This window comes from Klebsiella sp. P1927, from assembly GCF_018204675.1.
Classification (GTDB): domain Bacteria; phylum Pseudomonadota; class Gammaproteobacteria; order Enterobacterales; family Enterobacteriaceae; genus Klebsiella; species Klebsiella pneumoniae.
Genome location: NZ_CP073377.1, coordinates 4,990,738 through 5,009,953, shown reverse-complemented (window position 1 = coordinate 5,009,953; position 19,216 = coordinate 4,990,738). Strand labels below are relative to the sequence as shown.

At 57.8% G+C, this 19,216-nt stretch carries 16 protein-coding genes and 1 riboswitch; of the genes, 9 read left to right on the top strand and 7 right to left on the bottom strand.

Annotation, left to right across the window (positions count from 1 at the left end; all coding sequences use genetic code 11):
• Window positions 1-36 precede the first annotated feature (36 nt).
• The 3 genes from gldA to KB892_RS24940 form a co-directional block, all read right to left on the bottom strand.
• Complete coding sequence (gldA, locus tag KB892_RS24950) at window positions 37-1,140, bottom strand: bifunctional L-1,2-propanediol dehydrogenase/glycerol dehydrogenase (RefSeq protein ID WP_004146274.1); 1,104 nt, start codon at window positions 1,138-1,140, stop codon at window positions 37-39.
• Window positions 1,141-1,194: 54 nt separating this feature from the next.
• On the bottom strand, window positions 1,195-1,857 hold the full coding sequence (fsa, locus tag KB892_RS24945; RefSeq protein WP_002882982.1) for a fructose-6-phosphate aldolase: 663 nt from the start codon (window positions 1,855-1,857) through the stop codon (window positions 1,195-1,197).
• 205 nt (window positions 1,858-2,062) lie between these two features.
• Window positions 2,063-3,049 carry an AraC family transcriptional regulator gene (locus KB892_RS24940; RefSeq protein ID WP_004220885.1) on the bottom strand — a complete coding sequence of 329 codons (987 nt, stop codon included), beginning with the start codon at window positions 3,047-3,049 and terminating at the stop codon, window positions 2,063-2,065.
• A 24-nt stretch (window positions 3,050-3,073) separates the two neighbouring features.
• Here KB892_RS24940 and zinT point away from each other — a divergent pair, with 24 nt between their 5' ends.
• On the top strand, window positions 3,074-3,724 hold the full coding sequence (gene zinT, locus KB892_RS24935) for a metal-binding protein ZinT (protein ID WP_002882986.1): 651 nt from the start codon (window positions 3,074-3,076) through the stop codon (window positions 3,722-3,724).
• 43 nt (window positions 3,725-3,767) lie between these two features.
• Here the strand turns inward: zinT and ppc are convergent, their stop codons facing one another.
• Both ppc and argE read right to left on the bottom strand, forming a co-directional pair.
• Window positions 3,768-6,419, bottom strand: a complete 2,652-nt coding sequence (gene ppc / locus KB892_RS24930; protein ID WP_004151857.1) for a phosphoenolpyruvate carboxylase — start codon at window positions 6,417-6,419, stop codon at window positions 3,768-3,770.
• Between the two features lie 258 nt (window positions 6,420-6,677).
• Complete coding sequence (gene argE / locus KB892_RS24925; protein ID WP_002883011.1) at window positions 6,678-7,829, bottom strand: acetylornithine deacetylase; 1,152 nt, start codon at window positions 7,827-7,829, stop codon at window positions 6,678-6,680.
• A gap of 113 nt (window positions 7,830-7,942) precedes the next feature.
• Here argE and argC point away from each other — a divergent pair, with 113 nt between their 5' ends.
• From argC to oxyR, 4 genes are all read left to right on the top strand, one after another.
• On the top strand, window positions 7,943-8,947 hold the full coding sequence (gene argC, locus KB892_RS24920) for an N-acetyl-gamma-glutamyl-phosphate reductase (protein ID WP_002883013.1): 1,005 nt from the start codon (window positions 7,943-7,945) through the stop codon (window positions 8,945-8,947).
• Window positions 8,948-8,953: 6 nt separating this feature from the next.
• The gene (gene argB, locus KB892_RS24915) at window positions 8,954-9,730 is read left to right on the top strand and encodes an acetylglutamate kinase (protein ID WP_085955164.1); all 777 of its coding nucleotides are present in this window, start codon (window positions 8,954-8,956) and stop codon (window positions 9,728-9,730) included.
• A 99-nt stretch (window positions 9,731-9,829) separates the two neighbouring features.
• The gene (argH, locus tag KB892_RS24910; protein WP_004146283.1) at window positions 9,830-11,203 is read left to right on the top strand and encodes an argininosuccinate lyase; all 1,374 of its coding nucleotides are present in this window, start codon (window positions 9,830-9,832) and stop codon (window positions 11,201-11,203) included.
• A 258-nt stretch (window positions 11,204-11,461) separates the two neighbouring features.
• Window positions 11,462-12,379 (top strand): DNA-binding transcriptional regulator OxyR, encoded by a 918-nt coding sequence (oxyR, locus tag KB892_RS24905; protein WP_002883015.1) that lies wholly within the window; start codon window positions 11,462-11,464, stop codon window positions 12,377-12,379.
• On the opposite strand, the gene sthA is transcribed toward oxyR, so the two are convergent.
• Complete coding sequence (gene sthA, locus KB892_RS24900) at window positions 12,362-13,762, bottom strand: Si-specific NAD(P)(+) transhydrogenase (protein WP_002883016.1); 1,401 nt, start codon at window positions 13,760-13,762, stop codon at window positions 12,362-12,364. The genes oxyR and sthA overlap by 18 nt on opposite strands.
• A gap of 196 nt (window positions 13,763-13,958) precedes the next feature.
• On the opposite strand from sthA, the gene fabR reads away from it, so the two are divergent.
• Window positions 13,959-14,594, top strand: coding sequence for an HTH-type transcriptional repressor FabR (fabR, locus tag KB892_RS24895; RefSeq protein ID WP_004151856.1), 636 nt, complete (start codon window positions 13,959-13,961; stop codon window positions 14,592-14,594).
• A 15-nt stretch (window positions 14,595-14,609) separates the two neighbouring features.
• On the top strand, window positions 14,610-14,969 hold the full coding sequence (locus tag KB892_RS24890; RefSeq protein WP_002883021.1) for a YijD family membrane protein: 360 nt from the start codon (window positions 14,610-14,612) through the stop codon (window positions 14,967-14,969).
• Window positions 14,970-15,020: 51 nt separating this feature from the next.
• Here KB892_RS24890 and trmA read toward each other — a convergent pair whose 3' ends face one another.
• Complete coding sequence (gene trmA, locus KB892_RS24885; RefSeq protein WP_002883023.1) at window positions 15,021-16,121, bottom strand: tRNA (uridine(54)-C5)-methyltransferase TrmA; 1,101 nt, start codon at window positions 16,119-16,121, stop codon at window positions 15,021-15,023.
• Between the two features lie 114 nt (window positions 16,122-16,235).
• Window positions 16,236-16,423: riboswitch (cobalamin riboswitch) on the top strand.
• 64 nt (window positions 16,424-16,487) lie between these two features.
• Between trmA and btuB the strand changes: the two genes are divergently transcribed.
• Window positions 16,488-18,326: a TonB-dependent vitamin B12 receptor BtuB gene (gene btuB / locus KB892_RS24880; RefSeq protein WP_002883025.1), complete on the top strand. Its 1,839-nt coding sequence runs from the start codon at window positions 16,488-16,490 to the stop codon at window positions 18,324-18,326.
• Window positions 18,271-19,122, top strand: coding sequence for a glutamate racemase (murI, locus tag KB892_RS24875; RefSeq protein WP_002883026.1), 852 nt, complete (start codon window positions 18,271-18,273; stop codon window positions 19,120-19,122). The genes btuB and murI overlap by 56 nt, the downstream gene beginning before the upstream one ends.
• The last annotated feature ends 94 nt before the right edge of the window (window positions 19,123-19,216 follow it).

The window sequence follows — 19,216 nt, the reverse complement described above, 5'->3', positions numbered from 1 at the left end:
AAAACACCCGGCTGTCGCCGGGTGTTTTGCTCTGGTTTATTCCCATTCCTGCAGGAAGCGCTGACCATACTGGTCGGCCACCAGCAGCGCGGCGTAGACCTGGTCGGAATCAACGCCGCCCGGCATATTGTGAATGGTTTCGCCTTCAGCGCAGGCGGCTTCCGCCACCAGACGCATTTTGGTCGGGATATCACCTTTGATATCCAGCTGCGCCAGGGTGATCGGCAGCCCAACGCTGTGGCACAGCGCGGCGACGGTCTCTATTTCGTCCACCGGCGCATTTTCCAGCACCAGCTGCGTCAGGGTTCCGAACGCCACTTTTTCCCCGTGATAATAGTGATGGGCGTCAGGGATGGCCGTCATGCCGTTATGAATCGCGTGCGCCGCCGCGAGACCACCGCTTTCGAAACCCACGCCGCTCAGATAGGTGTTGGCTTCCACCACCCGCTCCAGCGCCGGGGTGACCACGTGCTGTTCGGCGGCCAGCATCGCTTTTTCACCCTCTTCGAGTAAGGTGTTGTAGCATAGCTCGGCCAGCGCCAGCGCCGCCTGGGTGCACTTCCCGCCCGCCATGGTGGTGGCGCCGCTACGGGAGCAGGCGCGGGCTTCGAACCAGGTAGCCAGCGCATCGCCAATCCCGGCGGCCAGCAGGCGGGCCGGCGCGCCGGCAACGATCTGCGTATCGACAATGACCATGTTGGGGTTGCGCGGCAGCATCAGGTAGCTGTCGAATTCCCCTTCGTCGGTGTATATCACCGACAGCGCGCTGCACGGCGCATCGGTGGAGGCGATGGTGGGGGCGATCGCCACCGGCACATTCATAAAGTGGGCCAGCGCTTTCGCGGTATCCAGGGTTTTGCCACCGCCGATCCCCAGCACGGCGGTGCACTTCGCGTTGCCGGCGATATCGCGTAGGCGGTTGATTTCATTATGCGAACACTCACCGCCAAACGGCGCGATTTCGGCCGCCAGGCCAGCGTCGGCCAGGCTTTTACGCAGCATCTCTTCCGCAAACCCCAGGACGAATTTATCACCGACCACCAGCCAGCGCTCGGCCAGCGGTTTCAGATAGTCGCCGAGGCGCTTGATGGCGCCTGCGCCCTGGATATATTTGCCTGGTGATTGAATAATGCGATCCATTTCGATTCCTCCTCGATGACCGTGACGCCGCCCGCAGGCGGCTCGCGGATCCGGTTACAGATTCAGCGTGCCAAAGGCGTTATTCCAGTCTTGTTCAAACTTCTCTATGGCTGACTCTACCGCAGGGGTGCCGAGCATTTGTTGCGCTACATCTAGTGGAAGGGTGATTGCTTCGCAGCCAGCCAGCAGACAATCCAGCGCCTGGCGTGGCGTTTTGAAGCTTGCCGCCAGAACTTTGCTCTCGGGCGCATGCATTTCCAGCAGGGATTGCAGCTCCTGCACCATGCGGATGCCGTCCCCGCCCTGGGCGTCGACGCGGTTAACGTAAGGCGCGACGTACTTTGCGCCGGCCAGCGCGGCCAGCAGGCCTTGCGAAGCGCTGTAGACGGCGGTGCCAAGGGTCGGGATGCCTTCTTTCTTCAGCAGTTTGATAGCGGCGAGCCCTTCGGCGGTGACCGGGATTTTGACCACAATGCCCGGCACGGAATTGCTCAGACGTTTGGCCTCTTCCACCATGCCCTGCGCGTCGCGGCTCATGGTCTGCGCGAAGAGGGTGCCCTTCGGACCGACGGCTTTTTGCAGGCGCGGCAGCACATCCCAGACCGGGACTTTACCGGCGGCGATAATGCTCGGGTTGGTGGTTACCCCGGCCAGCGGGTAGATGCGGGCCAGGCGTTCCACTTCGGCGACGTTGGCGGTATCCAGATAGAGTTCCATTGTGTTTTCCTCAATGCTTAATTCGGTGCTGTCGTTGAGGTAAGCATACGGCTTTCGTTCGAAGGATCGCCAGATGACAAATTTGCCAAAAACTGGATAAATGTACGCATCGTGATTAAGGATGATTTAGATCACATTTATCGGTGCTGGCTGGGATGGGAGGTAACTATAGCGCGCACAAAAGTCAGGTTTAACACACAAAAATCTAGTTTTTTACCGGGGATGCTTTTTCCGTCAGCTGGCTATGGTACTGGCGGCGGTATTCAGACGGCGAGCGTTCCGTAGTTTTGCGGAACAGGCGGCAGAAGTAGTTGCTGTCGGCGAAGCCGCAGGCGTGGGCGATGTCTTTCACTTTCATATCGTGGCCCTTCAGCAGCATACGGGCCTGTTCGAGACGAATATGGTTTAGATATTCATTGAAGCCCATTGGCCCACATTTCTGGAACAGATGGGAAAGATAGTTGGGAGAGAGGTAGAACGCCTGGGCCACCGATTCCCGGCTCAGCGGTTCCGCATAATGGATGTCCATATATTGGCGGATCGCTTCGAACAACGCCTGGCTGCGCGAGGAGGTTTGCGCCTGGCTGCCGAGAAGATCATGGCAGTGGCTGAGCAGGCTGACGACGATGCTGCGGGCGGTTTGCTGCTCCTGCGGTTGCATCCGGAGTTCATTGAGCGCCTGCAGCAGAAATGATCCGACGCGCGGCCCGCGGCGCAGCGCCTGCCGCTTGTCGACAACAGTTATCGCCTTGCCATTCCAGTGCTGCAGCGAGCACTCCAGCTGCTGCTTAGCGAACAGGATGCTTAACAGCAGGCAAGGCGCTTGCCACTGCGGGCAGTTCCAGCTATCGCCAGGGATATAGAGCACGTCATGGGCCTCAAGGAGCGGGGCGTTATCGCCGAGCGCCTGGTCGGGCAACTGCCCATCGAGGAGGATATTCAGACGGGGAAAATCCACCTGCACCACCGGCTCAGCAGGCGAGCGCGTCTCGCCGGCGAAATAAACCCGGCCGAGGCTGGTCTGCTTTTTTAGCAATGCATCAATAAGTTGATTGATATCGTTGTCCATCATTCTTCCGTTCAGCGCATCACCCTTTTCATCATACCGGACATTATTCCAGCGGTAAAAGCGCTTGCCTGTCGCTCTTGCCTCCCAGATAAGATATGTTATATCGTAACAATTTGTCGCCATTGATAGCAAACTCAGGAGAGAGTAATGACCAGAAAGATCCCCCTGCTGGCCTTAGGATTCGGCATGGCTTTAGCCAGCGCCCAGGCGTTCGCCCACGGCAACCATAGCCATGGCCCGGCGTTAACCGAAGTGGAGCGTCAGGCCAGCGAAGGCATTTTTGCGGATAAAGATGTGCAGGACCGCGCGCTGAGCGACTGGGAGGGCGTCTGGCAGTCGGTGAACCCGTATCTGCTCAACGGCGATCTCGATCCGGTGCTGGAGCAGAAGGCGAAAAAGCCCGGCGGCAAGAGCGTGGAGGAGTATCGCGCCTATTATAAGAAGGGCTACGCCACCGATGTGGAGCAGATTGGCATTGAAGATGACGTGATTGAGTTCCACGTTGGCCAGACCGTCAATAGCTGCAAATACCGCTATTCAGGCTATAAAATTCTGCATTACGCCTCCGGTAAGAAGGGCGTGCGTTATCTGTTCGAGTGCCAGCAGGGCGATGCCAACGCGCCGAAATTTGTGCAATTCAGCGACCATATCATTGACCCGCGTAAATCACAGCATTTCCATATTTTCATGGGCAATGAATCACAGGAGGCGTTGCTGAAAGAGATGGATAACTGGCCGACCTATTATCCGTATGCGCTGCATAAAGAACAGATCGTTGATGAGATGCTGCACCACTAGAACGGGCGGAAAACCCCCGGCCGGGCGGCCGGGGGGAGATAGATTAACCGGTGTTACGCATACCGGCGGCGACGCCGGCGATGGTGACCATCAGCGCTTGTTCAACGCGCGGATCCGGGTCCTTGCCCTCTTCTTCAGCCTGGCGTGAACGGTGCAGCAGTTCCGCCTGCAGGACGTTCAGCGGGTCGGTATAGATATTACGCAGCTGGATAGACTCGGCGATCCACGGCAGGTCGGCCATCAGATGGGAGTCGTTGGCGATGGCCAGCACGACGTTGATATCGGCAGCCAGCAGCTTGCGCAGCTCGGAACCCAGCGCCCACAGCTCCGGCTTCACCAGGCGCTGATCGTAGTACTCCGCCAGCCACAGGTCGGCCTTCGAGTAAACCATCTCCAGCATGCCGAGGCGGGTAGAGAAGAACGGCCAGTCGCGACACATGGCTTCCAGTTCACTCTGTTTTCCACCTTCGACCACCTTCTGCAGCGCAGCGCCAGCGCCCAGCCAGGCCGGCAGCATCAGGCGGTTCTGGGTCCAGGCGAAGATCCACGGAATGGCGCGCAGCGACTCGACGCCGCCGGTTGGACGACGTTTTGCCGGACGCGAACCCAGCGGCAGTTTGCCCAGCTCCTGCTCCGGGGTCGCAGAGCGGAAGTAAGGGACGAAATCTTTGTTTTCACGCACGTAGCCGCGATACATCTTGCACGACACGTCGGACAGCTCGGCCATGATGTCGCGCCATTCTGCTTTCGGCTCCGGCGGCGGCAGCAGGTTGGCTTCCAGAATGGCGCTGGTATACAGCGACAGGCTGCTGATGGTGACTTCCGGCAGGCCGTACTTAAAGCGGATCATCTCGCCCTGCTCGGTAACGCGCAGGCCGCCTTTCAGGCTTCCCGGCGGCTGCGAGAGCAGCGCGGCGTGGGCCGGCGCGCCGCCGCGGCCGATAGAGCCGCCGCGACCGTGGAACAGCGTCAGTTCAATACCGGCTTTTTCGCAGGTTTTGATCAGCGCGTCCTGCGCCTGGTACTGCGCCCAGGAGGCGGCCATCACGCCGGCATCTTTAGCGGAGTCAGAGTAGCCGATCATGACCATCTGCTTGCCCTGGATAAAGCCGCGGTACCAGTCGATATTCAGCAGCTGGGTCATGACGTCGTTGGCGTTGTTGAGGTCATCCAGCGTTTCGAACAGCGGGGCCACCGGCAGAGCAAAGCCAATCCCGGCTTCTTTCAGCAGGAGATGAACCGCCAGCACATCGGACGGCGTTTTCGCCATCGAGATCACGTAGGCAGCGATCGATCCGCGCGGCGCCTCGGCGATCACCTTGCAGGTGTCGAGAACTTCACGCGTCTCTTCGCTTGGCTCCCACTGGCGCGGCAGCAGCGGACGTTTGGAATTCAGTTCGCGGATCAGGAAAGCCTGTTTGTCGGCTTCCGACCAGCTTTCGTAGTCGCCGATCCCGAGGTAACGGGTCATTTCACCCAGCGCTTCGGTATGGCGGGTGCTTTCCTGACGAATATCAATACGGACCAGCGGTACGCCGAAAGACTTCACGCGGCGCAGGGTGTCGAGCAGCTCGCCGTTGGCGATAATGCCCATGCCGCAGGCCTGCAGCGATTTATAGCAGGCGTACAGCGGCTCCCACAGCTGCTCGTTCTGAGTGATCAGTCCCGCCGGTTTCGGCAGCTTCTGGCCTTTCAGGCGCGCTTCCAGCCAGGCCTGGGTCTCCATCAGCTGAGAGCGCAGTTTTTTCATCAGATAACGGTACGGTTCCTGAGCGCCCTCGGCGCCAGCCAGGGCGCGCAGCTCGTCGGTACACTCCACCATCGACAGCTCGGAGATCAGCACCTGCACGTCTTTGAGGAACAGGTCGGTCGCTTTCCAGCGGCTGAGCAGCAGCACGTGGCGGGTGATATCGGCGGTCACGTTCGGGTTGCCGTCGCGGTCGCCGCCCATCCACGAAGTGAAACGCACCGGGACAAAGTCCACCGGCAGCTGATAGCCGAGGTTGGCTTCCAGCTGTTCGTTCAGCTCGCGCAGGTAGTTAGGCACCCCTTCCCACAGGCTGTTTTCCACCACCGCGAAGCCCCATTTGGCTTCATCGACCGGGGAAGGGCGGTGCTTACGAATTTCATCGGTATGCCAGGACTGGGCGATCAGCTGGCGCAGACGGCGCATCAGCTGGTGGTGCTCGTAGTCCGCGATATCTTTGTTATCCAGCTGCTTGAGGCAGTTGTTCACTTCCACCATTTTATGGATCAGCGTCCGGCGGGTGATCTCGGTCGGGTGGGCGGTTAACACCAGCTCCAGGGACAGAGATTCCACCGCTTTTTTGATGGTCTCTTCGTTGAGATTGGGTTGGTCTTTGAGCTTTCTCAGGGTACGCGCAATGACTTCCGGATTGCTGGCCGCTTCGCCATTCGGCGAAATGCTGTGGTACTGCTCAGCGGTGTTAGCCAGATTCAGGAACTGGCTGAAGGCACGGGCTACCGGCAGCAGTTCGTCGTTAGACAAATTCTGCAGCGTGGTCAGCAGCTCCTGGCGGTTAGCTTCGTTGCCGGCGCGTGAAGATTTGGACAACTTACGGATAGTTTCGACACGATCAAGAATATTTTCTCCCAATGCATCCTTGATGGTATCGCCCAGCACCTTGCCGAGCATACTGACATTACTACGCAATGCGGAATATTGTTCGTTCATGTTACCCCAGACACCCCATCTCATTTTATTTTGTTATATCCGCTGCGCTGGAACGTGAGCAACGGATAAGCAACCCGTCTTTTATAAAGCCACGTAAATACCCCCACGTCAATTACTGCGAAATCGCTTCAGCAAACGAGTAAATACCCGTAATTTGCGAAATTTAACTCAGGGGGCGCTGGATAAGCATCGCTTATGGAAATGTGACGATCGTCACCGTTCCGCCCCGGGAGAACGGGGCGGAAAAAGAGGGCGATTTTAGTGCCAGCAGAAGTGGTGGACCACCTGGCTAATCAGCTCCCGCGTCGGCTTGATAAAGCGCGTCTCCAGAAACTCGTCAGGCTGATGGGCCTGATTGATGGAGCCCGGGCCGAGAACCAGCGTCGGACACAGCGTCTGGATAAACGGCGCTTCGGTGCAGTAGTTCACCACGTCGGTCTGCGCGCCAAGCAGTTTCTCGACCACCTGCACCAGCTTATGGTCCGGCGGGCACTCGTAGCCGGGGATCGGCGGATGCAGCTCAGAGAACGTCAGGCGGCCCGGCCAGCGTTCGCTGACCGGGGCCAGCGCCTCGCCCAACAGACCATTAAGATCGTTTAGGGTCATCCCCGGCAGCGGGCGGATATCCATATGCAGTTCACAGCAGGCGCAGATACGGTTTGAGGCATCGCCGCCATGGATAGCGCCCAGGTTGAGGGTTGGGTAAGGGACCGTAAACGCCTCGAAGTGATAGCGCTCTTTAAGCAGATCGCGCAACTGCATAATCCGGCCGATGGCGTCGTGCATCAGCTCGATCGCGTTGACCCCGCGCGCCGGATCGCTGGAGTGGCCGGACTGGCCCTGAATACGGATCGCGTTGGACATATGTCCTTTATGGGCGCGGATTGGCTGCAGGGAGGTGGGCTCGCCGATGATGGCGCAGTCCGGGCGCAGCTGGGTGGTTTCGGCAAAATAGCGCGCGCCAGCCATGCTGGTCTCTTCGTCGGCGGTGGCCAGAATATACAGCGGTTTTTTCAGCGTGGTGACGTCGACATCGCGCAGGGCGTCGAGAATAAAGGCGAAAAAGCCTTTCATATCGGCCGTGCCGAGGCCGTAGAGTTTGTTATCGTGTTCGGTGAGGGTGAACGGGTCGCGCGTCCAGCGGCCATCATCGAACGGCACGGTATCGGTATGCCCGGCGAGCAGCAGGCCGCCGGCGCCGTGTCCGGTGCTGGCCAGCAGATTGAATTTATGGCGCGTATCCGGCACCGGCTGTACCTCGACGTTGAAGCCGAGATCGCGGAACCAGCCGGCCAGCAAATTGATTAAAGACTCATTGCTCTGATCGAGAGCCTCTTCGGTCGCGCTGATGGACGGTGTGGCGATCAACGCGCGGTAGATCTCGATAAAGGGCGGTAAATTGTTTTTCATTGTTGACACACCTTGGGTCGTGATAGTATCAATATTCATGCATTTATTGTGAATAAAAATACAATATCGTTGAGCGTAAGAAAACCCATCGAATGTAAGGAGATGCGCTTCCAATGTTAAATACGCTGATTGTGGGTGCCAGTGGTTATGCCGGCGCAGAGCTGGTGACCTATATCAATCGTCATCCGCATATGAACATAACCGCTTTGACGGTCTCCGCGCAAAGCAATGATGCGGGAAAATTAATTTCCGACCTGCATCCGCAGCTCAAAGGCATTGTCGATATGCCGCTGCAGCCGATGTCCGATATCAGCGAATTCAGCGCTGGCGTGGACGTGGTGTTTCTCGCCACCGCGCACGAAGTGAGTCACGATCTGGCGCCGCAGTTCCTTGCCGCCGGCTGCGTGGTGTTCGATCTCTCCGGTGCCTTCCGCGTTAACGATGGGGCGTTCTACGAAAAATATTATGGTTTCACTCATCAGCATCCCGAGCTGCTCAAACAGGCGGTGTATGGTCTGGCGGAGTGGAGCGCGGATGCGCTTAAAGAAGCGCAGTTAATCGCGGTGCCTGGCTGCTACCCGACGGCGGCGCAGCTGTCGCTGAAGCCACTGATCGATGCCGGTCTGCTGGATCTCAACCAGTGGCCAGTGATCAACGCCACCAGCGGGGTGAGCGGCGCGGGACGCAAAGCCGCGATCGGCAACAGCTTCTGTGAAGTCAGCCTGCAGCCGTACGGCATATTTAACCATCGTCATCAGCCGGAGATTGCCAGCCACCTCGGGGCAAAGGTAATTTTTACCCCGCACCTGGGTAATTTTAAACGCGGTATTCTGGAAACCATTACCTGCCGCCTGAAGCCGGGCGTTGGCCATGCGCAGATCGCGGCGGTTTACCAGCAGGCTTACGCCGATAAACCGCTGGTACGTTTATATGATAAAGGCGTGCCCGCAGTGAAAAGCGTCGAAGGTCTGCCATTCTGTGATATCGGTTTTGCCGTGCAGGACGATCATCTCATCGTCGTCGCGGCAGAAGATAACCTGCTGAAAGGCGCCGCAGCGCAGGCGGTGCAGTGCGCGAATATTCGTTTCGGCTTCGCTGAGACGCAGTCTCTTATTTAAGGTGTGATGATGAACCCATTAATTATCAAACTCGGCGGCGTATTACTCGATAGCGAAGAAGCGCTGGAGCGTCTGTTTACCGCGCTGGTCAATTACCGTGAAGCGCACCAGCGTCCGCTGATTATCGTCCACGGCGGCGGCTGCGTGGTGGATGAGCTGATGAAGCAGCTCAATCTGCCGGTGCAGAAGAAAAATGGTCTGCGGGTGACGCCGGCTGAGCAAATCGACATCATCACCGGCGCGCTGGCGGGAACCGCTAACAAGACGCTGCTGGCGTGGGCGAAAAAGCACGGTCTGGCCTCTGTCGGCCTGTTCCTCGGCGATGGCGATAGCGTGAAGGTGACGCAGCTGGATGCTGAGCTGGGCCATGTCGGGCTGGCGCAGCCGGGCTCTCCGACGCTGATCAACACCCTGCTGGCGGGCGGTTACCTGCCGGTGGTGAGCTCTATCGGCGTGACCGATGAGGGCCAGCTGATGAACGTCAATGCTGACCAGGCGGCGACGGCGCTGGCGGCTACCCTGGGGGCGGATCTGATCCTGTTGTCTGACGTTAGCGGTATCCTCGACGGTAAAGGGCAGCGCATTGCCGAGATGACCGCCGAGAAAGCGGAGCAGCTGATCGAGCAGGGGATTATCACCGACGGCATGATTGTTAAAGTGAATGCGGCCCTTGACGCCGCACGTGCTCTGGGTCGTCCGGTGGATATCGCCTCCTGGCGTCACGCCGAGCAGCTGCCGGCGTTATTTAACGGCACGCCGATCGGCACACGTATTCTGGCTTAAGATTTCATGCCCGGCGGCGCGTCGTCTGCCGGGCTTACAAGACCGTAGGCCGGGCGGCACAATGCCGCCGGCGGAACTAACGAATAAAGGAAGCATGTTATGGCACTTTGGGGCGGGCGTTTTACACAGGCAGCAGATCAACGGTTCAAACAGTTCAACGACTCGTTGCGCTTCGACTATCGTCTGGCGGAGCAGGATATCGTTGGCTCTGTCGCCTGGTCGAAAGCGCTGGTAACGGTCGGCGTTCTGAGTGCCGCTGAACAGCAGCAGCTGGAAGAAGCGCTGAACGTGCTGCTGGAAGAGGTGCGCGCCAATCCGCAGCAAATCCTCGCCAGCGATGCCGAAGATATTCACAGCTGGGTGGAAGGCAAGCTGATCGATAAAGTGGGCCAGCTGGGCAAGAAACTGCACACCGGGCGCAGCCGTAACGACCAGGTCGCCACCGATCTTAAACTGTGGTGCAAAGATACCGTTGTCGAACTGCTCTCGGCGAACCGCCAGCTGCAGAGCGCGCTGGTGGAGACCGCCCAGCAGAATCAGGACGCGGTAATGCCGGGGTACACCCACCTGCAGCGCGCCCAGCCGGTGACCTTCGCGCACTGGTGTCTGGCCTACGTTGAAATGCTGGCGCGTGACGAAAGCCGTCTGCAGGACGCGCTGAAGCGCCTCGACGTCAGCCCGCTGGGCTGCGGCGCGCTGGCGGGGACGGCGTATGAGATCGACCGCGAGCAGCTGGCCGGCTGGCTGGGCTTTGCCTCCGCCACCCGTAACAGCCTCGACAGCGTGTCCGATCGCGATCATGTGCTGGAGCTGCTTTCCGATGCGGCTATCGGTATGGTGCATCTGTCGCGCTTTGCGGAAGATCTGATTTTCTTTAACTCCGGCGAGGCGAACTTCGTCGAGCTTTCCGACCGCGTGACCTCCGGCTCCTCGCTGATGCCGCAGAAGAAAAACCCGGACGCCCTGGAGCTTATCCGTGGCAAATGCGGCCGCGTGCAGGGTGCGCTGACCGGCATGATGATGACGCTGAAAGGACTGCCGCTGGCCTACAACAAAGACATGCAGGAAGATAAAGAGGGGCTTTTCGACGCCCTGGATACCTGGCTCGACTGCCTGCATATGGCGGCCCTGGTGCTGGACGGCATTCAGGTAAAACGCCCGCGCTGTGCGGAAGCGGCGCAGCAGGGCTATGCCAACGCCACTGAGCTGGCGGATTATCTGGTGGCGAAAGGCGTACCGTTCCGCGAGGCGCACCATATTGTCGGTGAAGCGGTAGTGGAAGCCATTGCGCAAGGGAAACCGCTGGAAGCGCTGACCCTGGCCGATCTGCAGAAATTCAGCCCGGTGATTGCGGACGATGTGTATCCGATCTTGTCGCTGCAGTCCTGCCTCGAGAAACGCGCAGCGAAAGGCGGCGTCTCGCCGCAGCAGGTAGCCCAGGCTATCAACGAGGCGAAGGCTCGTTTAAGCTAATCCTTAGATATCTGCCCTCCCTGACCCGGCCAAGCCCAGCGACGCCGGGTTTTTTATGCAAAAAAAAGCGGACGCAAGGTCCGCAAAAGTTCACGTTGGCTTTAGTTGTTCGGGTAGAGAAACAGTGTGACGGGTCAGTGATTTTCACAGGTAGACCGTCTTTATGGGCGTATTATTGAACAGAAAACTTGATAGGGATAATCGTTCGTTGCTATGCTATCTATCGCCATGGACTATCGTGGCGATGGAGGATGAATAATGAATATTCGCGATCTTGAATACCTGGTAGCGCTCGCCGAACACCGCCACTTCCGGCGGGCGGCTGACTCATGCCATGTGAGCCAACCGACGCTCAGCGGACAGATCCGCAAGCTGGAGGATGAGCTTGGCGTCATGCTGCTGGAGCGCACCAGCCGTAAGGTTCTGTTTACCCAGGCGGGGCTGTTGCTGGTGGATCAGGCGCGTACCGTGTTACGCGAAGTAAAAGTGCTCAAGGAAATGGCAAGCCAACAAGGGGAAACCATGTCCGGGCCGCTGCATATCGGCCTGATCCCGACAATTGGCCCGTACCTGCTGCCGCACATCATTCCGATGCTGCATCAGACCTTCCCGAAGCTGGAAATGTATCTGCACGAAGCGCAGACCCATCAGCTGCTGGCTCAGCTCGACAGCGGTAAGCTCGACTGCGCCATCCTGGCGCTGGTCAAAGAGAGCGAGGCCTTTATCGAGGTGCCGCTGTTCGATGAGCCGATGATGCTGGCTATCTATGAAGATCATCCGTGGGCGAACCGCGATCGGGTGCCGATGTCGGATCTGGCCGGTGAAAAGCTGCTGATGCTGGAGGATGGCCACTGTCTGCGCGATCAGGCGATGGGCTTCTGCTTTGAAGCGGGGGCGGATGAGGATACCCACTTCCGCGCGACCAGCCTGGAAACGCTGCGCAATATGGTGGCGGCAGGCAGCGGCATTACCCTGCTGCCGGCGCTGGCGGTGCCGCAGGAGAGAAAACGCGATGGCGTAGTCTACCTGCCGTGCATTAAGCCAGAGCCAAGACGCACCATCGGTCTGGTTTATCGTCCAGGCTCCCCGCTGCGCAGCCGCTATGAACATCTGGCGGAGGCCATCCGCGGCACGATGGATGGCCATTTCGACAAGGCGTTAAAACAGGCGGTTTAAGCCGTTCAGCGCGGCAACCCGGTACGCTTCCGCCATGGTCGGGTAGTTAAAGGTGGTGTTGACGAAGTACTCAATGGTGTTGCCACCGCCTTTCTGCTCCATGATCGCCTGGCCGATATGAATAATTTCGGCCGCGCGCTCGCCAAAGCAGTGAATGCCAAGGATCTCCTTGGTTTCACGATGGAACAGGATCTTCAGCGTACCAACGCTCATACCGACGATTTGCGCCCGCGCCAGGTGTTTAAACTGGGCGCGGCCCACCTCATACGGCACTTTCATCGCCGTCAGCTGCTGCTCGGTTTTCCCGACGGAGCTGATTTCCGGAATGGTATAGATCCCGGTCGGGATATCTTCAATCAGATGCGCTGAGGCTTCGCCTTTCACCAGCGCCTGGGCGGCAATGCGTCCCTGATCGTAAGCGGCAGAAGCCAGGCTTGGATAGCCGATGACATCGCCAACCGCATAGATGTGCGGGAGGGCGGTCTGATACATGCTGTTGACCTTCAGCTGACCGCGGCTGTCGGTCTGCAGACCGATATTTTCCAGCGCCAGGGTGTCGGTGTTGCCGGTGCGGCCGTTAGCGTACAGCAGGCAATCGGCCTTCAGCTTTTTGCCGGACTTCAGGTGCATGATCACCCCGTCATCCACCCCTTCAATTTTCTCATACTCCTCGTTGTGGCGAATAACCACGCCGCTGTTCCAGAAGTGATAAGAGAGCGAGTCTGACATCTCCTGATCGAGGAAGGCCAGCAGACGATCGCGGGTGTTGATCAGATCGACCTTCACCTCCATGCCGCGGAAGATCGACGCATATTCACAACCGATCACCCCGGCGCCGTAAATGATCACATGGCGCGGCTCATGCTGCAGGCTGAGAATCGAATCGCTGTCATAGATGCGCGGGTGGTGGAAATCGACATCCGCCGGATGGTAGGGGCGCGATCCGCAGGCGATAACGAATTTCTCCGCGGTCACAGTCTCGACCGTGCCGTCATGGCACTCCAGCGCCAGAGTATGCTCATCCACGAAGTGGGCATTGCCCTGCAGAATTTCACAGTGGTTGCGCTCATAGAATCCCTGGCGCATATGAGTCTGCTGGTTGATGACGCTGTCGGCATGGTTAAGGATGTCGGCGAAAGAAGAGCGAAGAAGGCGGGAGTGGTCGCTGTAGAGGGGGTTTTGGTTAAACTCGATAATACGGCTGACGGCATGGCGGAGGGCTTTCGACGGGATGGTGCCCCAGTGGGTGCAACCGCCGCCGACATTATGGTAGCGCTCGATGACGGCAACGCGTGCTCCCTGTTTCACCAGTCCCATGGCGGCGCCTTCCCCGCCAGGACCGGAACCAATCACTATTGCATCATAATCCCAAGAGTGTGACATGGCATTACTCACCTGTTTTATACATAAAATAAACACGATGATAACATTCGCTGCGCTTTAACCCAATTATCGTTGTGCTTTTTTGCAGCATAAAAGCAGAAACGGCTCGTAAACAATCATTCACAATCCAGGGCAAACCGATTAGTTTTAATCTCTGGTATAGTGCCAGCAGGGCTATTGGAAGGATTCATACATCGTGATGGGCGTAAGAGCACAACAAAAAGAAAAAACCCGCCGTTCGCTGGTGGAAGCGGCATTCAGTCAACTTAGCGCTGAGCGGAGTTTCGCCAGCCTGAGCTTGCGTGAAGTGGCCCGGGAAGCAGGGATCGCGCCGACGTCCTTTTATCGTCATTTTCGCGACGTCGATGAGCTGGGCCTGACGATGGTCGATGAGAGCGGACTGATGCTGCGCCAGCTGATGCGCCAGGCGCGCCAGCGGATAGCCAAAGGCGGCAGCGTGATCCGCACCTCGGTCTCCACCTTTATGGAATTTATCGGTAACAACCCGAACGCCTTCCGCCTGCTGCTGCGCGAGCGCTCGGGAACTTCTGCGGCGTTTCGCGCCGCCGTCGCACGCGAGATCCAGCACTTTATTGCGGAACTCGCCGACTATTTAGAACTCGAAAACCATATGCCGCGCGCCTTTACCGAAGCGCAGGCTGAAGCTATGGTCACCATCGTTTTTAGCGCTGGCGCGGAAGCGCTGGATGTCGGCCCTGAGCAGCGCCGGCAGCTGGAGGAACGGTTGGTACTGCAGCTTCGAATGATCTCGAAAGGCGCGTATTACTGGTATCGCCGTGAACAAGAAAAAATGTCACATCATTCCGAATAACGTGAAGGACGAGCAATGAAACACTCAGTTCAAGATAAAGGTACGCTGCTGCTGGCGCTGATTGCCGGGTTATCCATTAATGGCGCCTTTGCGGCGCTGTTCAGTTCGATAGTTCCGTTTTCCGTCTTCCCCATTTTATCCCTGCTGCTGACGGTCTACTGTCTGCATCAGCGCTATCAGAATCGCAGTATGCCCGTTGGGCTACCGGGCCTGGCCGCCGCCTTTTTTATTCTCGGGGTGCTGTTGTACAGCACCGTCGTGCGTGCGGAGTACCCGGATATCGGTTCTAACTTCTTCCCGGCCGTTCTGTCCGTCGCGATGGTCTTCTGGATCGGCTACAAGATGCGTAACCGCAAAGATACCGCAGCCGAGTAAGCCGCCAGTGGTAAAAAAACCGGCAATATGACGTTGCCGGTTTTTTTGGGCCTATTTGCGGGTCAGCAGGACGCCGCACTCCATGTGATGGGTATACGGGAACTGGTCGAACAGCGCCAGCCGGGTAACGTTGTGCGTCTGGCTTAGCGTTTCCAGATTGCGACACAGCGTTTCCGGGTTGCACGAAATGTACAAAATACGCGGATAGGCCTGCACCATTTTTTCCGTCTCGCTGTCCAGCCCGCTGCGCGGTGGATCGACGAAGATGGTTTCGCACTGATAGCTATGCAGATCGATACCCTGCAGCCGGTTGAACTGCCGCACCCCGTTCATCGCCTGAGTAAACTCTTCCGCCGCCATGCGGATAATCTGCACGTTGTCGATATGGTTAGCGGCGATGTTGTACTGCGCCGCCGCCACCGACGGTTTGGCGATTTCGGTGGCCAATACGCGATCGAAATTACGTGCCAGCGCCAGCGAGAAGTTACCGTTGCCGCAGTACAATTCCAGCAGGTCGCCAGTCGCCCCTTTGGTGACATCCAGTGCCCACTCCAGCATCTGAATGTTCATGGCCGCGTTCGGTTGGGTAAAGCTGTTTTCCACCTGACGGTAGATCATCTCCCGCCCGCCAACCGGCAGGCGTTCATCTATATAGTCTTGATCGAGCTCGATTTTGGTTTTGGTCGCCCGCCCAATCAGATGCACATTGAGCCCCTGGGCTCGCAGGGCGTCACGCAGCGCCTCCGCTTGCTCACGCCAGGCATCGTCCAGCTTTTTATGATACAGCAGCGACACGACCGCCTGGTTGCTGAGGGTGGTCAGATAGTCAATCTGGAACAGCTTCTGGCGTAGCACGGGATTGTTGCGTACGCCCTCCAACATGGCGGTCATCAGCTGATTGATCAGCGCGCTGGCGGCCGGGAAGCTGTCAACGCGAATCCGCGACCGGGTCTGCTGATCGAAAATAATATGGTACAGATCGTCGCCATCGTGCCACAGACGGAACTCGGCGCGCATGCGGTAGTGGCTGACCGGCGAACGAAACACTTCCGGAACCGGCGCGGCAAAAGGCGCCATCATGGTTTGCAAACGGACGACTTTTTCTGCCAGCTGCGCTTCGTATTGTTCGGTAGGAAGGTGTTCGGGGGTCATGATGCATCCTGAATAAAATAAGTACGCGGGGATTGTAGGGAAAGCGCCGGGGATGTCCAGCCTCGAATGTGGCGGGAAATATAATTAGCAGTCTGGACATCTATATGAGTCTAATTGTAGCATTCGCCTACCGGTCCTGTGAGTTAAAAGGGAACCCAGTGGAAATCTGGGGCTGACGCGCAGCGGTAAGGAAGGTGAGAAATGAGCGCACTCGGTGCAGACACTGCGGCTAGCCGTGGGAAGTCATTATTTCTTGAAACAGCCTCCAAGCCCGAAGACCTGCCGGAATACGTCGCACTGGGTTTTATCGTCGCGAGCAAATGATAAAACCTGCGGCATCCTTTTTCTGTTTCGGATGCTTTTACAATGATTAAAAAAGCTTCGCTGATGACGGCCTTATCCGTCACGGCATTTTCCGGCTGGGCGCAGGATAGCAATTCAGATACGTTAGTGGTGACAGCAAACCGTTTTCAACAACCGGTCAATACCGTGCTGGCGCCGACCGACATTGTGACGCGCGATGATATCGACCGCTGGCAGTCCAAAGATTTAAACGATGTGATGCGTCGTCTTCCCGGGGTTGATATTTCCCGCAACGGCGGCATGGGGCAGAGTGCTTCGCTGTATGTCCGGGGGACGGAGGCTCGCCACGTGCTGGTGCTGATCGACGGTGTGCCGATGGCGCGTCCTGGGATCTCCAACGGCGTAGATATCAGTCAGATCCCTATCTCACTGGTCCAGCGGGTGGAATACATCCGCGGCCCGCGCTCCGCGGTGTACGGCTCCGGAGCGATCGGCGGGGTGGTGAACATCATCACCATGACCGACGCTGAGCGTTCGCAGATCAACGCCGGCGCGGGTACGAACGGCTATCAGTCCTATGACGGCGCCTTTAACAAGCGGTTTGGCGATACGTTGGTTACCGCTGCTGGCGCCTATCAGACCACCAAAGGGTTTAACGTCCAGCCGAATTCCTCTTACAGCGGCGACAGCGATCGCGACGGCTACCGCAATAAAATGCTGTGGGGCGGGGTACAGCATCAGTTCGATGACAACTTCTCGGGGTTCTTCCGCGGCTATGGTTATTCCGCCAACGCTGACTATGACCAGGGTAACTGGGGCTACGCAGGTGGAAACGATGAAGATCAATCCTATACCCAATCCTGGGATACCGGTCTGCACTACCACTCCGGAATTTACTCCTCCCAGCTGATTGCTAACTATCAGCGCATCAAAGATTACAACTACAGCAGCGACGCTGGCCGCTATGCCGCGGGCACCACCCTGGATGATATGGAACAGCGCTATATCCAGTGGGGAAATAATGTTGTGGTAGGCCATGGGGCAGTGAGCGGCGGCGTTGACTGGAAACAAGAGAAGCTGAAATCCAGCGGAACGACCAGTACCGACGTGTATAAGCGTGACACCACCGGTCTTTATCTGACGGGACAGCAGCAGATTGACAGCGTGACGCTGGAAGCTTCCGGCCGTGAGGATCATGACGAGCAGTTTGGCTGGCACGGTACCTGGCAGACGGCCGCAGGCTGGGAATTTATCGACGGTTATCGGACAACGCTCTCGTACGGCACAGGATTCCTCGCCCCCTCCCTCGGGCAGCAGTACGGCGCAGAACGCTTTGGCATCGCCTCTAACCCGAATCTGAAGCCAGAGGAGTCGAAGCAATGGGAAGCGGGCCTTGAAGGGTTAACGGGGCCGGTCGACTGGCGCCTCTCCGCGTATCGCTATGAGATTCAAAACCTCATCGATTACGACAACAACGCCTATTACAACGTCAAGTCGGCAACGATTAAGGGGCTCGAGTGGACGGGGAATATAACCACCGGGCCGGTGGAGCACCATCTGACGCTGCAGTATGTTGACCCTCGCGATGATGAAACCAATAAGATCCTCTATCGCCGGGCGAAGCAGCAGGTGAAATACGAGCTGAACGGCCAGGTCTACGATCTGGGGTGGGATGTGACGTATCACTACATCGGCAAGCGTTACGATTATGACTACGACAACTCGCGTACCGTCAATATGGGTGGGTTGAGCCTCTGGGATGTCGGTTTATCGTATCCCGTCACCTCACACCTGACAGTTCGTGGTAAAATAGCCAACCTGTTCGATAAAGATTACGAGACAGTTTATGGCTACCAATCTGCAGGACGGGAATACACCTTGTCTGGCAGCTACACCTTCTGATCCACGTCCCACCGTGCTGGTGTTTGATTCCGGCGTCGGTGGGTTGTCGGTTTATAATGAGATTCGGCAGCTGCTGCCGAATCTGCATTACATCTATGCTTTCGATAACGTTGCCTTCCCCTATGGCGAGAAGAGCGAGGAGTTTATCGTTGAGCGCGTTGTGGAAATCGTCACCGCTGTCCAGCAGCGTTATCCCCTGGCGCTGGCGGTGATCGCCTGCAATACCGCCAGTACCGTCTCCCTGCCTGCCCTGCGTGAAAAGTTCGCTTTCCCCGTCGTTGGCGTGGTGCCGGCGATCAAGCCCGCCGCCCGTTTAACGGCGAACGGCATTGTTGGCCTGCTGGCGACGCGCGGTACCGTAAAGCGTCCTTATACCCGTGAGCTGATCGACCGCTTTGCCAATGAATGTCGGATTGAAATGCTGGGGTCGGCGGAGCTGGTGGAGCTGGCGGAAGCGAAGCTGCACGGCGAGCCTGTGCCGTTAGAAGAGCTGCGCCGTATCCTGCGCCCGTGGCTGCGGATGCAGGAGCCGCCGGATACGGTGGTGCTGGGCTGCACCCATTTTCCTCTTTTACAGGAGGAGCTGCAGCGCGTTCTGCCGGAAGGCACGCGGCTGATCGATTCTGGCGCGGCGATTGCCCGTCGCACCGCCTGGCTGTTAGAGCATGAAGCGCCGGATGCGAAGTCCAGCGACGAGAATAAAGCATTCTGCATGGCGCTGACGGCAGAAACAGAACAGCTTTTACCCGTTCTGCGTCGCTATGGCTTCTCGACGCTGGAAAAATTACCGCTCTAAGGGCGTTTTGCACAAAAAAGAGACGGTTGAATAATTTTTTGAAAACAGGGCTTGTCAACGTCTCAGAACTCCCTATAATGCGCCTCCACTGACA

Bases quoted from the DNA above. Each gene is read 5' to 3' on its own strand.
- gldA (WP_004146274.1), bottom strand. From the start codon at position 1,140: ATGGATCGCATTATTCAATCACCAGGCAAATATATCCAGGGCGCAGGC.
- fsa (WP_002882982.1), bottom strand. From the start codon at position 1,857: ATGGAACTCTATCTGGATACCGCCAACGTCGCCGAAGTGGAACGCCTG.
- KB892_RS24940 (WP_004220885.1), bottom strand. From the start codon at position 3,049: ATGGCGACAAATTGTTACGATATAACATATCTTATCTGGGAGGCAAGA.
- zinT (WP_002882986.1), top strand. From the start codon at position 3,074: ATGACCAGAAAGATCCCCCTGCTGGCCTTAGGATTCGGCATGGCTTTA.
- ppc (WP_004151857.1), bottom strand. From the start codon at position 6,419: ATGAACGAACAATATTCCGCATTGCGTAGTAATGTCAGTATGCTCGGC.
- argE (WP_002883011.1), bottom strand. From the start codon at position 7,829: ATGAAAAACAATTTACCGCCCTTTATCGAGATCTACCGCGCGTTGATC.
- argC (WP_002883013.1), top strand. From the start codon at position 7,943: ATGTTAAATACGCTGATTGTGGGTGCCAGTGGTTATGCCGGCGCAGAG.
- argB (WP_085955164.1), top strand. From the start codon at position 8,954: ATGATGAACCCATTAATTATCAAACTCGGCGGCGTATTACTCGATAGC.
- argH (WP_004146283.1), top strand. From the start codon at position 9,830: ATGGCACTTTGGGGCGGGCGTTTTACACAGGCAGCAGATCAACGGTTC.
- oxyR (WP_002883015.1), top strand. From the start codon at position 11,462: ATGAATATTCGCGATCTTGAATACCTGGTAGCGCTCGCCGAACACCGC.
- sthA (WP_002883016.1), bottom strand. From the start codon at position 13,762: ATGTCACACTCTTGGGATTATGATGCAATAGTGATTGGTTCCGGTCCT.
- KB892_RS24890 (WP_002883021.1), top strand. From the start codon at position 14,610: ATGAAACACTCAGTTCAAGATAAAGGTACGCTGCTGCTGGCGCTGATT.
- trmA (WP_002883023.1), bottom strand. From the start codon at position 16,121: ATGACCCCCGAACACCTTCCTACCGAACAATACGAAGCGCAGCTGGCA.
- btuB (WP_002883025.1), top strand. From the start codon at position 16,488: ATGATTAAAAAAGCTTCGCTGATGACGGCCTTATCCGTCACGGCATTT.
- murI (WP_002883026.1), top strand. From the start codon at position 18,271: ATGGCTACCAATCTGCAGGACGGGAATACACCTTGTCTGGCAGCTACA.